Here is a 15,947-nt window from a genome sequence, read left to right as displayed (position 1 = left end):
GGCTCAGCCCTCCGGAAGAAACACCCAGAGCGCGAGGTACAGCAGGAACTGCGGTCCGGGCAGGATGCACGAGGCGATGAAAGCCAGGCGGACGTTGCGGGGCTTCCACCCATAACGGCGGGCGATTCCCGCGCAGACACCACCCAGCACTCGGTCGTCACGGGAGCGGGTCACAGCAGTCGTGGTAGCCATGCCTCCAGTCTCGAACTCACCCACATGCGCCGCATCGGGAATGACCCTGGTTTTGCGGCGGACCGACCCCGAGATCGCCACGACCCGCTAGCGTGACGATCGTCGCCGAGAGACGGGAGAGCACCGTGGACGCTGTCGACGAAGCGGGCATCGACCGGCGGTCGGAGGACGGCACGCGAGTGGCGCTCGTGACCGGCGCCTCGCGAGGTCTGGGTGCCGCGATCAGTACGGCGCTGGCCGCCGACGGCCTCGCCGTGGCCGTCAACTTCGCCCGGGACAAGACCGCCGCCGATCGAGTGCGGGCGGACATCACCGCAGCGGGAGGCCGGGCCGAACTCTTCCAGGCGGACGTGACCGACGAGGCGGAGGTCGACGCCCTGTACGACGCCGTGGTGGCGGAGTTCGGCCGGATCGACGTCCTCGTGCTCAACGCCACGGGTCCCCAACCGGAACTGGCGTTGGAGGACCTCCAGTGGCGCGACATGCTCGACCAACTGGAGTTCTTCGTCAAGAGCCCGCTGTTGCTGGCGAAGAAGGTCGTTCCGGACATGCGCCGTCGTGGCTGGGGACGCATCGTCCACGTCGGCTCGGAAGTGGTGGAGCTCGGAGTGCCGTTCTCCAGTGCCTACGTCGCGGCCAAGGGAGCCCAGCTCGGGCTGACCCGGTCGTGGGCGCGGGAACTCGCCCCCCACGGCATCACCGTGAACCTCGTGGCACCCGGCTGGATTCCCACCGAACGCCACGTCGACTCCACGGACGAGGAGAAGGCGGCCTACGCGCGGGGCGTGCCGCTCGGTCGGCTCGGACGTCCGGAGGACGTGGCGGAGGCGGTCGCGTACCTGGCGTCGGAGCGGGCCCGGTTCGTCACCGGGCAGCGGATCGCGGTCAACGGCGGCAACACCCTCACGTGACGGGAGCCCGGGCGAGCACCCGCACGGTCGGGTGCCCCGGCCCGGTCGTGACCTCCCGCGACAGCTCCTCCCACCGCCGCAGGGGCTCGACGAGATCCTCCTGCCGCGCCCGGTAACGAGTGGGGCCGTCCTCCGTCCACGCGAGCGCCTCCCACCCGAGCAGCCCGCCCGGGGCCACGAACCGCCGAGCGAGCCGGTAGACGTCGGGGTCCCAGAACAACGTGGTCAACACCAATGCGAATGCACCACGCACGGGGACACCGGCGCCGAGGTCGGCCTGCACGCAGCACACTCGATGAGCAAGTCCCCGCCGTTCGGCCTCGGCCCGTAGCTGCCGCAACCCGACGTCGGCCACGTCCACCGCGATCACCCGACGCCCCTGCCGGGCCAACGTCAGGGCACTGCCCGACCGTCCGCAGGCGAGTTCGAGGACCGGTCCTCCGGGCAGCCCCGCCGCGAGCGCCTCGGCCACGAGCGGGTGCGGCTCGAAGGTCGGCGGACGGGCGGCGTAGCGGGCGTTCCACCGTGCCGCGTCGCCGTTGTCGTCACGTCTCATCTCGCCGAGCCTCCTCCGCCTCGCGCAGTTCCCGTGAACGGCGCCGACGCTCGCGTTCCCGTTTGCTGTACGCGGCCCGGTACACCGCCTCCTCGCTCTCCAGACTGGACCCCAGCGCTCCCGCGAACGTGCCCATGGAGCTCGCCAGCCAGGACAACGTGAGGTAGTCGCCGACGTCCACGGGGTGTCCCAACGAGCGTGCCAGGTACCCGCTCTCGATCACGGTGAACGCCCCGGCGAACGTCACGGCGAACAGCACGAGGTACGCCGAGGTCACCCCGATGGTCAACGACAGCAGCGAGGCCGAGTTGTACAGCACCGCCTTGGTCCTCGACGTGCCCGAACGCTCCCACAGGCGGTTGTACAGGATCAGCCACGCCACCATCGCGGCGACCGCGAGCATGCTGATGAGGAAGAGCCGACCGGTACTCAACGCGTCGGCGAGACTCCAGATGCTGCTGTAGAAGATGCCGAACGCGGCGGCGGCGAACCCGGCGGCGAGCGCGGTGGACAACTCGGGGACCAGACGCCACGGCTTGTTGTCCCGCACCATGCCCGCCAGCAACCGCAGTCGCCCACGCCAGCCGACGAGCGCGAGACTCACCTCGATCTCGTCGTCGGGATTGTCGACCCAGGTGACCGGTGTCCACTTGCCCCCGGCCCGGTGGCGTTCCCTGCCCGCCTTGCCGCCCAGGAGACCGTGTCCGAGTTCCCCGACGAGGTAGAGGACCGTGTCCCGAAGCCGCCGGGACAGTCCCCCGACACCGAGAGCGGGCAGCGACGCCAACGCGATCCCGTGGCACACGCTGATGTCCGCGACCACCGGTGTGGTGCTCAGTTGCCGAGGCAGGTCGGTGACGCACACGATCAGGTCCCAGCCGTACCGTGGCCGCAGCTCCTGTGCGAGGTGCACGAGCGGGACCCGCCCGTCGTCGTCGAGCCGCAACGGGCCCGTCTCCACCCGCACCTCCCAGCTCACCCGGTCGCTGACGTGGGCGGACAGCTCGCTCGCCAGACCGTCGGCGAGGGACCGCACTTTCTCGCTGGGCAGTCCCGGGTCGCACAGGAATCCGACGATCACCGTGGGGAAGTCCTCGTCGGCCTTGGCGTCGGGGGTCTCGCAGGGTGGGGACGTGTCGTGTCGGTCCTTTCCGGTCTCAGTCACCCACGTCGGCTACCCAGGCCGATCACTCGCTACGCCGGACCTCGGCTGCCCCGTGTTCGAGGTCTCGGCCGGAAGCAGCATCGCCGCGAGCGCCGTGGCGACCGAGACGACCGCCATCACCGCGAAAGCCCGGCCGTGGGCAAGCAGAGGATCGCCGAACTGCGTCACCGCCACGAGCGCCGCGAGGCCAAGCGCCGCGCCGACCTGCTTGGTCGTGTTGAGCAGTCCCGAGGCAGCCCCCGCATCCTCCTCGGCGATCCCACTCGTGGCGAGGATTGTGGCCGGGGTGTTGAGCAGTCCGCTGCCCAGCGCGAGGAACACCGCCGGGCCGAGCACGCCCGCCACGTATCCCGCCTCGGCGGTCAGCCCGCTCTGCCAGGCGAACCCGACGGCGGCGAGCAGGGCCCCACTCACCACCAGCGTGCGCGCGGCGACGACGCGCAGCAGTCGCGGTGTGAGCCACACGCCCACGACGACGGTGAGCATCGTGTGGGGCAGGAAGCCGAGCCCCGTCGCCGACGGACCGAGGCCGAGCACGTCCTGCATCGCGAAGGTCAGGAAGTACCACATCGGATTCAGGCAGGCCCCCGCGAGCAGCATGACGACGTTGCCTCGGGCGACCGACGGGATGCGCAGCAACGTCGGAGGAAGCAACGGCACCGCGGCCCACCGTCGCTCGACGGCGACGAACGCGCCGAGAGCGCCCGCGGCCACGACCAGCACCACCCAGGTCGCCGGTCGAGTGTCGCCCACGTCCCCGACAGCAAGGGTGAGGGCCACCAGTCCGAGGACGGCGAGCAGCGCACCCGGCACGTCGACCGGCCGACGACGACCACGTCGGTCGGGCGCGCGCACAGCCATGACGGCTGCCACCACGGCGAACGGCACGTTGACCCACAGCACCCACCGCCAGGACAGGTACTCCGTGAGCACACCGCCCGCGAGGTTGCCCAGGGTGCCGCCCGCGAGACCGACTGCGGTCCATACCGCCAGAGCGCGGTGTCGCCGGGCCCCTTCGGGCACGGTGGTGGTCAGCAGCGTCAGCGTCGCGGGGGCCACCATCGCCGCTCCCACGCCCTGCCCGGCCCGGGCCGCGAGCAGCACCCCGGCGCTCGTCGCCGCACCGCCGAGCAGACTCGCCACCGCGACGAGCGCGAGACCGGAGCGCAAAACGCGGCGCAGTCCGACGAGGTCTGCGAGTCGGCCACCGACCAGGAGCAGTCCGGCGAAGGGCAGCGCGTAGGCGTTGACGACCCACTGCGTGAGCACCGGGTCGAGGCGCAGCGCCGCGTCGATCGACGGCAGGGCGACGTTGACGATCGAGACGTCGAGCACCACGAGGAACTGTCCGAGGCACGACAGCAGGACGAGCATCGGCGACCACCGTTCTGATACATCAGTATCAGATACACTTGTACCATAACCGGAGGGAGTCGCATGCCCAGACGAGTCGACCACGAGCAACGCCGCGCACACCTCGTGGCCGCCCTGCTCCGCGTCGCCGGACGCGAGGGGCTGGCGGCGGTGACCATGCGCGCGGTCGCCGCCGAGGCCGGGGTGTCACTCCGGCTCGTGCAGTACTACTTCCGGACCAAGGCCCACCTGTTGCACTCCGCCTTGGAGGACCTCGAACGGCGCAGCCACGAGCGCTGGAACGCCCGCCTCGCCGACCTGTCGGCCACGCCGTCGACCCGCGAGCGCGTCGAGACCTTCCTCGCCGAGGCACTTCCCACCGACGAACCGAGCCGCGTCTTCCACGTGGTGTGGACCTCCTACGCGGTGCTCGCGATGACCGACCCCGAACTCGCCCGACTCCCGTTCGTCGCAGGCCCCGACCGCCTGGAGCGACACCTCACCGAGCTGCTGCGAACGGCCGAACGACGCGGGGAACTCGCCGCCGACGCCGACCCGGTACTCGAAGCGGCTCGCCTGGTGACGCTCACCCACGGCATGGGCACGAGCGTGCTCGTCGGCCAACGCAGCGCCACGGCCGCGATGGAGGTCCTGCGCTACCACCTCGACCAGGTGTTGCCCCGCGATCGGCAGCAGGGTCAGTCCGCACGACAGGGAAGCACGATGCGGCCGTCGTCCATCCGGTCGGCGTCGGGTGAGGTCTGAACCAGGAAGCCGAACACGGCGACCCGCCCTTCCCCCAGCACCGCGTTCCACCCCACGTCGCGCACGCGCACCTCGTCACCCCGCCACGACGCGGTGCCGTTCCACACCTCGGTGACCTCGTGGCCTCGCGGCGGCGACCATCGCGTCACCCAGCCGTCCACCTCCGTGTCGACCGGCCGCACGACGACCTCCCCCTCGTACCCGCCGTCCCAGCGCCGCAGCACACGCAACTCCGCGACGCAGTCGGACGTGCCGGGCAGCGCGATCGCGCCGCTGCGATCGGTGTCGGCGTCGCGGCTTAGTGCCATGCCCGCCGAGACGACCACCGCCGCCACGACACCTCCGATCGCCACCCGACGCACCGTCCGCGCGGAGACGACGGTGAGCGGGCGGGTGTCGACCGAACCCGGCGAGTCCGCGGGCCGTCCGGCGGCGATCGCCTCCAGTAGGTTCTGGACCTGACGCATGGTCGGCCGTTCGGCCGGGTCCCGACGCAGCATCGCCCGCAGCGGCTCCCCGAGGACCCCGGCCCTGCGGAACGGTTCCGGTCGGGAGTGCGTGATGCGCACGAGCAGGGCGACGGTGTTGCCGGGGTCGCCGAACGGCGGCACGCCTTCGACCGCCCAGAACAACGTCGCACCGAGCGAGAAGACGTCCGAGGCCGCACCACCCCGGCCGCCCTCGGCCACTTCGGGCGCGAGGTACGCGGGCGTTCCGGCGACGAGTCCTCGATCGAACACCGGGCCCAACCCCTCGGCGCGGGAAATGCCGAAGTCGGCGATCTTGGCGATGCCGTCGTCGGTGACGAGCACGTTGCCGGGTTTGACGTCGCAGTGGACGATGCCCTCCGCGTGCGCCGCCGCGAGAGCGGACGCCACCTGGGCTCCGATGGCGGCAGCCTCGACCGGAGACAACGGGCCCGTCTCGGCCACCAGCGCCGAGAGGCTCCGACACGGGAGGAACTCCATCACGAGGAAAGCGGCACCCTGGTCGACGACCACGTCGTGCACGGTGATCGCATGCGGATGGGCGATCCGTGCCGCGACCCGCGCCTCGCGCATCGTGCGGTCGAGAACAGCCTCGAAGTCCTCGTCACCCACACCGTCGGAACGCAACCGCTTGACCGCGACCACCCGATCGAGGTGCTCGTCGTGGGCCCGCCACACGATGCCCATGCCCCCACGGCCGACGCGCTCCAGCAGGCGGTACCGCCCCGCGACCAGGACATCCTCGCCGCCCACGACGCCCCCTCCCGCCGACTCCCACTTCGAACGACTCGACCCGTCATCGTAATCTGGATCACACTGTTCAGCGCGCCGACGACAGCCCGACCCGGCGACGAGGATCACTCTCCGCCCCAGCGCAGCGACCGTCCACAACAGATCTTCGACAGCGACGTGATCGGCGATCGACCGCCGACGACGGACCCACCGGTCAGCCGGTGACCTCCTTCGCAAGCCGCGCATCCAGACTCACCCGCACGAGAGCCGCGGAGAACCGCGCGAGATCGCCATCGTCGACGAGCACGGCCAACGACGCGACGTCGCCGGGCAGACCGATCCGCTCGGCCCCCTTCCTCGCCTTCGCGTCGAGATACGGCCGGACCCACGGCCACACGGCCTGCACCTCACGGCAGAAGATGTCGGCGCCCACTGCTCCGATACCGGGCACCTCACGCAGCAGCCTCCGCAGCGTCGACACGTCGCCCTCCGCCCGAGCGGCCATCCGGCGCAGGTCGGAGCCGTACTCGTCGACGATCAGTTCCGCACCCCTGCCGAGCGTGGTGGCCGTGCTCTCGTCGTAGCGCACGTAATGGCCGCGCCCCAACGCGTCGACACGGTCCTGCCAGGACGTGTCGAGCGTCCCGCGCGGGGTTCGACAGCCCGCGGCGAAGAGCTCCCGCGCCGCCGCGACGGCGATGTCGGCCTTGATCCGAGCCGACAGCAGCACCGACAGCACCAGCAGCCGGTACAGCGGCGACGGCGTGTCGCGCAGTCCGATCCCGGCCTCGTCGGCATAGGTGCGTCCGGCCACCCGGAGCAACCGCTGCACCGTGTCGGCCTTCCGTCCGTCCGTGCCCACCGTCGAGCTGTACCCGTCGACCGCGACACGATTCAGCCGAATACGCCCCTCCCGAAAAGTGACGCGCATTACATAAGCTGGTTCGTTCACGGAGAATGAGGAGGACAGCGTTGACCACTCAGCAATCCGTCGCAGCCCAGGTCGAAGGCCAGACCATCGCCAGATTCCTTCGCCGCAACGCCACCGAGTTCGGTGACCTCCCGGCGTTGACGTCCCTGGACGACCCCGATGCCCCCACGTTGAGCTGGGCGCAGGTGCGCGACGAGGTCGCCGCCCTCGCCCGAGGACTCGCCGACCTCGGCCTCCGTGCCGGACAGCGCCTCATGATCATGTCGGCGAGCCGCCCCGAACACATCCTCGTCGATCTCGCCGCCGCCAACCTCGGTGCGATCCCGTGCACGGCCTACTCCACCCTGAGCACCGAACAACTCCGCTACGTGGTCGACCACAGCTCCGCCCCGATCGCCGTGATCGCCGGCTCCGACGAACTACCCCGCTGGCAGGCCGTCCTCGACGACCTCCCTGGTGTCCGCCACGTCGTGGTCTTCGACGGCGACGTCGTCCCGGACGACGACCGCTTCCTGACGTACGCCCGGCTGCGGGAGCGGGGCGCGGAGCTGCACCGGGACTCTCCGGGGACGTTCGAGACACTCACCGACGCGATCAAGCCCGACGACCCGCTGTCGATGATCTACACCTCGGGGACCACCGGGGTGCCCAAGGGCGTGGTGCTGTCGCACCGCAACGCCATCCACGAGGCGATCGCCCTGCACAGCCTGCACGATGCGCCACCGCACCTGTCCAACATCGCCTACCTCCCGCTCGCGCACATCGCCGAGCGCGAGTTGTCCCTCTACATGCCGGTCGTCCGGGCCGGGCACGTGCACACGCTCGCCGACCCCGCCGGTATCGCCGCCGCTCTCGCCCGCGTGCGCCCCCAGGCGTTCTTCGGGGTGCCCCGGGTCTGGGAGAAGATGGTCGCGGGACTCAAGACCATGCTGGCCGCGGCTCCCGAGGACCGCCGGGAGGCCCTGCTCGCCGCCAGCGACCTGCTCCGGCAGGGGTACGCGCTGCGCAGCGCGGGCGAGGAGGTCCCGCCCGAGCTCGCCGAGCGCATCGCCGAGGCCGACCGCACCGTGCTCGCGCCCGTGCGCACGATGCTCGGTCTCGACCAGCTCACGTTCGCCTCCAGCGGAGCGGCGGCCCTCCCGCTGGAAGTGCTGCATTTCGCCGCAGGACTCGGCGTCGAGATCCACGAGGTGTGGGGCCTGTCCGAGACCACCGGGGCCGCGACGGCCAACCACGCGAAGGCCTTCAAGGCCGGAACCGTCGGCAAGCCGGTCGCCGACGTGGAGGTCACCGTCGCGGCGGACGGGGAACTGCTCGTCCGGGGGCCGATCGTGTTCCTCGGCTACCTCCAGGCCGACGGGGCGATCACTCCCGCCGTCGACGCCGACGGCTGGTTCGCCACGGGAGACATCGGCACGATCGACGAGGACGGCTTCGTCACGATCACCGACCGGAAGAAGGAACTCATCATCACCGCGGGCGGCAAGAACATCGCGCCCACCCGGATCGAGGGTCTCCTCAAGGAACATCCGCTGATCGGGCAGGCGATCGCGATCGGCGACGGCAGGCCGTACGTGACCGCACTCGTCGTGCTCGACGACGAGACCGTTCTCAACTGGGCCGCCACCCGCGGCATCGAGAACCGCGACCTCACCGAGCTCGCGGCGCATCCCGCCGTCCGCGCCGAGATCGACCGCGCCGTCGAGGCGGCGAACGAGCGACTGGCCAGGGTGGAGCAGGTGAAGCGCTACCACCTGCTCACCGAACCGTGGACACCCGAGAGCGGCGAGGTGACGCCGACGTTGAAACTCAAGCGTCGCGTGATCACCAGCCGCTACCACGCGGACATCGACGCCCTGTACACCTGACCAGCGCGGCTCGCGCCGGAGTCACCCGGCGCGAGCCTCCCCCTTCACGCGCTGCGCCGGGGCCACGACGCCCCGGACGCCGTGCCGGTCCACTCCCTCAGCGTCGGCGGGACCCGCTTCTCCAACCCGTACGGTTCGAGATGCGCCGCGAAGACCTCCGAGAACGCACGCCGCACGCTCGTGCTGTCCCACACCGCGCGGTGCAGCACGGGCTGCTTGATGTACGGCTGGCCCATGATGTGCAGCTCGGAGCCGTTGCACCGGATGAGCTGTCCCGTGATGCCCTCGGCGTCGTCGGAGAGCAGGAACAGCACGAGCGGAGCGATCTTCGAGGGCGTGCGTTCGGGCGGGCAGTTCCGCAGCGACCGCTCCGAGGCCCAGACCATGCGTGTGTGGGCCAGCGGGCACACCGCGTTGACCCGCACGCCGACCTCCTCCATGTCGAGTGCCCAGGAGTAGGTCAGCGACGCCACCGCTCCCTTGCTGGCCGAGTAGGCGGCGAGCTTGCGCTGACCGAGCGACGCCCCCGACGAGATGTTGACGATCGAGCCGCCTCGCCCCGTGTCCACCATCACGCGCGCGGCCGCCGTTCCCACGTAGATGACGCCCAGCACGTTGGTCTCGACGAGGGTGCGGACGTCGTCGGGCTTGTCGAGCCACGACACGGCCTCGTAGTTCACGCCCGCGTTGTTCACCAACCCGTCGACGCCACCGAACTCCGCCACGCAGAGATCCACGAGCGCGGCCGCCTGGTCCGCGTCGGCGACGTCGTGACCGCTCGCGACGGCCCGGCCGCCGTGAGCGGTGATGTTCGCTGTCGTCCGCTCCGCGAGATCCGCGTCGACGTCGTTCACCACCACGCACGCGCCGGCCTGCGCCGCGTGCGTCGCGAAGGCTTCCCCCAGTCCGCGACCGGCTCCGGTCACGACGACGGCCTTGCCGTCGAGCTGTCCGTTCATGTTCGCTCGTCTCCCCCACCGCGAACGCGGCGTCTGCGTCGTTCCACCGGCGTTGGTCAAGGCCGGTCCGTCACCGTCAGTGTCGGCAGGGGCGACCGCAACAGCGCAGGTCCGCGCGGTGAACGGCGTCGGCACTGCGCCGAACGAGTGGTCGACGATCGGCCCCGGGATACAGCCCGACGTTCAGGGGGACTCATCATTGCTGCCCGGCGCACACGACTGCAGGCAACACGCACTGCAACGGCGTTAGTCCGTTCCGGGTAACGTCCGGCGATCGGCTCCACACCAGGTAGATCAAAACTAACGTGGGCGCCGACGTCGCAACACGTAACCGATTCGGCACAAGGTGACCAGGTTGGTAGCTACCACGACCGCGGCGCGGATGACGGACGCGATCCGCAACCGCGAGTTCCGAGCCCTGTGGATCGCGGAGGCGCAGTCGGTCCTCGGGGACCACCTCACCACGGTGGCGCTGTCCATCGTCGTCTACAGCCGCACCGGATCGGCCCTCTGGGCTGCCGGGGTCTACGCGCTCACCTTCCTGCCCGCGCTCGTCGGTGGTCTGGGGCTGTCGCAGATCGCCGACCGCTTTCCCCGCAAGACGGTCCTGGTCGGCTCGGCGGTGATCCAGGCCCTGCTCGTGGGCGCGATGGCCATTCCCGGGATGCCTTTGCTCCCGCTGTGCGCCCTCGTGGTCCTCGCCCGGCTCGCGGGCGCCCCGGCCAACGCCGCCCAGAACGCCTTGACGCGCGAGGTCTTCACCGACGACGAGCTCTACCTCAGAAGCCAGGACCTGCGCGGCATCACGAGCAACATCGCCATGCTCATCGGTCTCGCCGGAGGCGGCGTGCTGGTGACGTCGTTCGGGGCGTCGTGGGCACTGGCCATCGACGCGTTCACCTTCCTCGTCGCCGCGGCGCTCGTCCAGCTCTGGGTGCAGCAGCGACCCGCCGCGGGCGATCCCGGCGACGGCTGGTTCAGCGCTGTGCGCTGGGTGTGGAGTCAGCGACGGCTGCGGGTGCTGCTCGCTCTGTCCTGGCTGGTCGGCCTGGCGGTCATCCCGGAGGGACTGGCCGCTCCGCTCGCCGACCAGATCGGTGCCTCCGAACAGGCTGTCGGCTGGCTCCTCGCGGCCGACCCGGTCGGCTTCATCATCGGCACGTTCGTGCTCTCACGCTACGTGTCAGCCGAGAACCGCAAGCGGGTGATGGGCGTACTGGCCACCCTCGCCGCCGCCGTCCTCATCGGCTTCGCCGCCACGCCGTCATTGCCCTTCGCCCTGCTGCTGCTGATGCTCGCGGGAGCCTTCGGCGCCTACATCATCACCGTGGGCGCCACGTTCATCACGTGGGTCCCCAACGACAAGCGTGGTGGCGCGGGCGGTGTCTACCGCACCGGACTCCGGGTGGCGCAGGGACTCGGTGTCGCCCTCGGTGGTGTGGTCGCGGACGTCGCCGGGTCCGCGACGACGGCGATCGCTCTCGCGGGTGGGGCCGGAGTGGTGCTGACCATCCCCGTCGCACTCGCCTGGGCGCGTGTGCAGAAGACCGGCTGACACGAGGGCTCGCGCGCCGGAAAGTGCTCACGGCGGCCAGCACCGTCACGACGACCACCTGATTGTGCCGGTGCCATCACTGCGTGAAGCCGGCTGAAATGGCTATTAGTCAGGGAAGGAACGACCTTCCCTCAGACCAGGATCTCCGGCGGTGTCCCCAGCGCGGCCCCCAGCACTGCCCGCGGACTTCGCCGGTATCGCCGGCAATGCCGTCGTGGACGAAGGAATCGATGATGCGAACCATGACCGTCAGAGCGCGACAGCCCGTGTCACGAGTCATCACGGTGCGCGTCCAGCCATTACCGGCGACGACAGTGTCTCGACTACTCAGAAGTCGCGGTCGGTCACGGTAAGCACCTCCCCTCCAGCGGAACCGACGTCACGGCCGACAACGTCGAAGCGATGTCGAACCGGAGTCGGACGAATGTCGAACCAGTACCGAACACTCAGAAGTCGCGGTCGGACACGAGGCACCTCCCCAGGGTGTCGTGGTCGTCGATGTGTCAGTTCTAGGTCAGAAGTCGCGGTCAGACAAGGGAGAACACCTCCACTCGCGTCCGAGTTCGTGCGGACGGCGAAAACGCGTACCGAACAGCACACCGCACCGACCGAGACTACCGGCACGCGGCCTCGTCTACACGAAAATCCGGTGCAGTGCGATGATACCGATCACCGTCGATGTGCTGTTTCGTAGCGGACCGAGTCGAACCGGTCACGGCCGGGCCGTCTCGGAACCCACCGTCCACCTGACCGACACACGCGAGAGGACTGGCGAGTGCCGCTCATTCCACAGGATCGGCCATCGCCAAATTTCGTTACCGCCGAACTCGCGGGCACGTACGCCGTGAACCGCACCGCGCAACCGCCCTCTCCCACCGACGGCCCGAACTCCGCCGACCGCCGCCGGTCCCTGCTCCCCCGCAACTGGGCTCTGTGGACGAGACCTCGACGCTTCGTCGTCTTCCTGCTCACCATGGAAGCGCTGGCGGTGGCGGGTTTCGCGGTGGCTTTCGTGCAGGCGTCGGCACCGTCGGGTCTTGACTGGCTCCGGTTCGCGATTCTCGCGGCGGGTGCCACCGCTCACATCCAGCTCACGCGCCGTCAGGAGGAGCGACGGCGCAACCGCACGAAGACCGTGCTCATCGACCTCACCGCGGTGTGGGTCTTCCCCGCGACGCTCGTCCTGCCCGCGACGCTCGCGGTGTTGCTGGTGGCACTCATCCGCGTCCAGCGCTGGTTCACCGCGCGACGCCCCGCGCACAACTTCGTCTACTCCTCGCTCGCCCACGGTCTCGCGGCGGCGTTGGCGAACCTGGCCTACACGGCGATGTCGCCGCAGGACTGGTCCACGCTCACCGCGTCCGGGTCCCTGCGCGAGTTCGGACTGATCTTCGTGACCGCGCTGGTGTACGAGGCGGTGCAGATCATCTACGTCGGAGGGATTCTCGCCCTCGGGTCTCCCTCGCCGACCGTGCGCACCGTCCTGGGCAGCAAGGCGGACAACCTGTTGGAGGCCATCACCACGGGGCTCGGCGCGGTCACCGCCGTGCTCGTGGTGATTCTGCCACCGGCGGTCGGTGTCATGGCCGTCGTCACCGTCGTCTTCAACCGACTCGCGGAGATCGACCAGCTCCAGGACGCCGTGGTCACCGACCCGAAGACCGGACTGCTGAACATGCGTGGCTGGACGGAGTCGGCCGATCGCGCTCTGAACCGGGTGCGACGCGCGGGAAGCACGCTCGCGGTGCTCATGGTCGACCTCGACCATTTCAAGTGGATCAACGACACGTTCGGACATCCCGCAGGTGACGACGTGCTGGCCGCGGTCGCGAGCGCACTGTCCAGCGTGACCCGACCCGCCGACGTCGTCGGCCGCTTCGGCGGCGAGGAGTTCCTGCTGCTCCTGCCCGACGCCGACACCTCGGCCGCGGAACTCGCCGCCGAGCGGGTCCGGACCACGATCGCCGGGTTGCGCATCCCCACCACCGACAAGCGCGGTGCGCAAGCAACCATCGGCGACCGTACGGCGTCCATCGGAGTAGCCGTCTTCCCGCGGCACGCCGACGACCTCGACGGCCTGCTGCAGGCCGCCGACAGCGCCGTGTACGAGGCGAAGGAAGCCGGCCGTAACCGCGTCTGCTTCGCGCCCATCCCCTCCTCTGGGTGACGGCGGTTCGACGCGCGGTGGTGAGGACCAGTGAGCCGCAGCCGAATCCGGAGAACCGCATGACACGGGGAAGTTCCCCCTGTAACCCTGTTCGCATGCCCGTCCGCCCCACCCCGCCCCGTAGGCGGTCCTCGGGTGGTGTCGCACGGCTGCTGCTCCTGCTTCTCCTGGTGGTGGGCTTCGGTTTCGTCGCGTCCCGCTCCGAGGCGACACCACCTCCCGCGGCACCGGACCCGGCCGCCGCCGACGCGGCTCGCGCGATCGACGCGCTGCTCGACCCGAGCCGTTCCGCGCAGGCGGTGGAGCTGCTCCCCGCCGACTTCGAGGCCGTGACCAAAGTGCAGGTCGGCACCCAACGCGCGCTGGACGGCACCGTGCGCGCCGTGCACGTGGGCGGCGGGTGCTCCGCGCCGTGGGGCGACGACAGCACGCGCTGGAACTTCGGTACGCCGTGCCGGTCGCACGACCTCGGCTACGACCTGTTGCGCTACGCCGAGAAGAAGGGCAGCCCGCTCAGCGCCGAGGTCAGGGAGGCGCTCGACGAGCGGCTGACGAAGGACATGTACACCACCTGCGAGGTCAACCCGAGGGGCACGCTCGAACTCTGCCGCACCGTCGCCGGTGTCTACTCGGCCGGGCTCGTGGTGAACTCCTGGCACCAGCGGTGGGGACCACCCGTCGGCAAGCCCCTGCTGCCCCTGCTGTCCGGGGTCGCGGTGATCGGCCTGCTGCTGTGGCACCGCCTCCGCGACCGCGCGCGGTCCGCCGCGACCGTCGAGCCCGACGCCGTCGCTCCGCATCGGCGGCGCCGCCGATTGGGAACCGTCGCGCCCGCCACGCCATGGACCCTGCTGGGGGTCGGCAGCGTGGCGGTGCTCATCCTGGGCGAGTCGGCCGTGGCGCTGGCGCGGTGGGCGGGAGCGCCCGAGCACTGGGTGTGGCCGTTGACCTGGCCCGCACAGACCGCTGTGGTGTTCTTCGTCGCAGCAGGACACGTGAACGCCGCGGCGTGGTCCGAGATCACCGGCTCGGGCGGAGGCATCCGGGAGTACCTGGCGCACCGGGGCAGTTGGTTGTTGCGCCTGACGCTCGTCTTCGCGGTGGTCGCCCTCGCCGTGCCGCTGGCCCTGGAGGTGCTCCACGTGCCTCCGGCCACCGCGGAAGGGGTCGTTCGGGTGGCCCTGCACCCGCTGTGGTTGCTCGGGCTGTACCTGGCCACGGTGGTCCTGACCCCTCTGTTGCAGACGTTGCACCGACGCGCACCACGGGCGACATCGCTCGTGCTGGCGCTCGGTCTCGCCACCACCGTGTGGCTCGACACGGTCACGACGTTGCCATGGCCCGACCACCTCGGAGCCCTCGCACTCGCCCTGTTGGCCCAACAAGCCGCGCTCGCCTACCGCGAGGGCTTCCGGCCGTCCCGACGACAGCTCCTGCTCACGGCCGTCGGCGGGCTCGCCACTCTGGTGCTCGGTGTGTCGACGGGAAATCTCCCGCGCGCCGCGCTCGGTGTGGAGGGCGCTCCACCCGCGCTGGCCGGACCGACCACGTCGGCACTGCTCGTCGGCCTCGTCCACGTGGCGGTGCTGGGGCTGGTGGCCGCCCGGCTCCGGTCCCTCGTGTGCCGACCGAACGTGCTGCGCCTCGCGGGACTGGCCTCGCGCGTTCCGATGAGCCTCTACCTGCTGTACCTCACCGCCGTGCTGCTGTTGGTGAGCGCGGTGTACCTGCCACGCCGGTTCTGGCCGGAGCTGGGTGCTCCCGGCATGCCACCTCGGGCGCTGCTCGCGATCGCCCTCCTCGTCGGCCCCGCCGTGGTGGTGTTCGTCTGGGTCGAACGGCACATCTGGCACAAACCACCGCCGGTCCCGGTGTGGAATCACACCCAGCCGGGACTCGGCACGGTGCTGTCGCACGGCGCGACGGTGGCCGGATTCGGGTTCGCGGGCCTGGGCCTCGTCGGCTTCGCGCTGATGTCGCTCGGCACCGAGAACGTCCGTGTCGACGGGGTGCTGCTCGACCCGGTGCAGAGCCTGGTGCACCTGTTGCTCGGCATCACGTTGTTGCACAGCGTGCGGAGCGGGACGAGCAACGCTCCGAGAACATGGCTGCTCGCGGCGATGGCGTGCGTTCCCCCGTTGCTGTCCGTGACGACGTCGCCGTCACCCACACCAGCCGGTGTGCTGGTACACGCGGCGGCCTGCGCCCTCGTGGCCCTGGCGGCCGTCGCGACGGCGGCGAGAAGACTGATCTCGTCCGGGCGGAGGGGCCACGCGTGAGGAGGACGGAGCTGGGTGGTCTCCCG

Annotated in this window: 13 protein-coding genes; 6 read left to right on the top strand and 7 right to left on the bottom strand. The window is 70.4% G+C overall.

All coding sequences use genetic code 11. From position 1 onward, the window contains the following. Positions 1 to 3 precede the first annotated feature (3 nt). On the bottom strand, positions 4 to 192 hold the full coding sequence (locus JAV51_RS16890; RefSeq protein ID WP_197321702.1) for a PspC domain-containing protein: 189 nt from the start codon (positions 190 to 192) through the stop codon (positions 4 to 6). A 125-nt stretch (positions 193 to 317) separates the two neighbouring features. On the opposite strand from JAV51_RS16890, the gene JAV51_RS16885 reads away from it, so the two are divergent. Then, the gene (locus tag JAV51_RS16885; protein ID WP_307845911.1) at positions 318 to 1,103 is read left to right on the top strand and encodes an SDR family oxidoreductase; all 786 of its coding nucleotides are present in this window, start codon (positions 318 to 320) and stop codon (positions 1,101 to 1,103) included. Here JAV51_RS16885 and JAV51_RS16880 read toward each other — a convergent pair. From JAV51_RS16880 to JAV51_RS16870, 3 genes are read right to left on the bottom strand one after another with little or no spacing between them, the layout of a single operon-like run. Continuing rightward, a complete protein-coding gene (locus JAV51_RS16880) occupies positions 1,096 to 1,659 on the bottom strand; it encodes a cyclopropane-fatty-acyl-phospholipid synthase family protein (protein WP_197321700.1) in 564 nt (187 codons plus the stop codon). The genes JAV51_RS16885 and JAV51_RS16880 overlap by 8 nt on opposite strands. Beyond that, the gene (locus JAV51_RS16875) at positions 1,649 to 2,824 is read right to left on the bottom strand and encodes a hypothetical protein (RefSeq protein ID WP_197321699.1); all 1,176 of its coding nucleotides are present in this window, start codon (positions 2,822 to 2,824) and stop codon (positions 1,649 to 1,651) included. The genes JAV51_RS16880 and JAV51_RS16875 overlap by 11 nt, the downstream gene beginning before the upstream one ends. Before the next feature lie 9 nt (positions 2,825 to 2,833). After that, a complete protein-coding gene (locus tag JAV51_RS16870) occupies positions 2,834 to 4,198 on the bottom strand; it encodes an MFS transporter (RefSeq protein WP_197321698.1) in 1,365 nt (454 codons plus the stop codon). Positions 4,199 to 4,261: 63 nt separating this feature from the next. Between JAV51_RS16870 and JAV51_RS16865 the strand changes: the two genes are divergently transcribed. After that, positions 4,262 to 4,942: a TetR/AcrR family transcriptional regulator gene (locus tag JAV51_RS16865; protein ID WP_197321697.1), complete on the top strand. Its 681-nt coding sequence runs from the start codon at positions 4,262 to 4,264 to the stop codon at positions 4,940 to 4,942. On the opposite strand, the gene JAV51_RS16860 is transcribed toward JAV51_RS16865, so the two are convergent. Beyond that, complete coding sequence (locus tag JAV51_RS16860; protein WP_197321696.1) at positions 4,876 to 6,183, bottom strand: serine/threonine-protein kinase; 1,308 nt, start codon at positions 6,181 to 6,183, stop codon at positions 4,876 to 4,878. The genes JAV51_RS16865 and JAV51_RS16860 overlap by 67 nt on opposite strands. Positions 6,184 to 6,376: 193 nt before the next feature. Next, on the bottom strand, positions 6,377 to 7,024 hold the full coding sequence (locus JAV51_RS16855) for an endonuclease (protein ID WP_197321695.1): 648 nt from the start codon (positions 7,022 to 7,024) through the stop codon (positions 6,377 to 6,379). A 110-nt stretch (positions 7,025 to 7,134) separates the two neighbouring features. Here JAV51_RS16855 and JAV51_RS16850 point away from each other — a divergent pair, with 110 nt between their 5' ends. Next, on the top strand, positions 7,135 to 8,961 hold the full coding sequence (locus JAV51_RS16850) for a long-chain fatty acid--CoA ligase (RefSeq protein ID WP_197321694.1): 1,827 nt from the start codon (positions 7,135 to 7,137) through the stop codon (positions 8,959 to 8,961). Positions 8,962 to 9,005: 44 nt separating this feature from the next. On the opposite strand, the gene JAV51_RS16845 is transcribed toward JAV51_RS16850, so the two are convergent. After that, positions 9,006 to 9,920, bottom strand: a complete 915-nt coding sequence (locus JAV51_RS16845) for an SDR family NAD(P)-dependent oxidoreductase (RefSeq protein WP_197321693.1) — start codon at positions 9,918 to 9,920, stop codon at positions 9,006 to 9,008. A 382-nt stretch (positions 9,921 to 10,302) separates the two neighbouring features. Here JAV51_RS16845 and JAV51_RS16840 point away from each other — a divergent pair, with 382 nt between their 5' ends. The 3 genes from JAV51_RS16840 to JAV51_RS16830 all read left to right on the top strand — a co-directional run bounded on the left by JAV51_RS16840 (position 10,303) and on the right by JAV51_RS16830 (position 15,921). Beyond that, positions 10,303 to 11,475: an MFS transporter gene (locus tag JAV51_RS16840; RefSeq protein WP_197321743.1), complete on the top strand. Its 1,173-nt coding sequence runs from the start codon at positions 10,303 to 10,305 to the stop codon at positions 11,473 to 11,475. Positions 11,476 to 12,448: 973 nt separating this feature from the next. Then, entirely contained in the window at positions 12,449 to 13,642 is a 1,194-nt protein-coding gene (locus JAV51_RS16835) for a diguanylate cyclase (RefSeq protein WP_197321742.1), read from the top strand. 95 nt (positions 13,643 to 13,737) lie between these two features. Continuing rightward, positions 13,738 to 15,921: a phospholipase A2 gene (locus JAV51_RS16830; protein ID WP_197321692.1), complete on the top strand. Its 2,184-nt coding sequence runs from the start codon at positions 13,738 to 13,740 to the stop codon at positions 15,919 to 15,921. Positions 15,922 to 15,947 lie beyond the last annotated feature (26 nt).

Source organism: Saccharomonospora sp. NB11 (genome assembly GCF_015910535.1).
Classification (GTDB): Bacteria; Actinomycetota; Actinomycetes; order Mycobacteriales; family Pseudonocardiaceae; genus Saccharomonospora.
The sequence above is the reverse complement of the archived record's forward strand: the minus strand, read 5'-3'. Positions and strand labels throughout refer to the sequence as shown.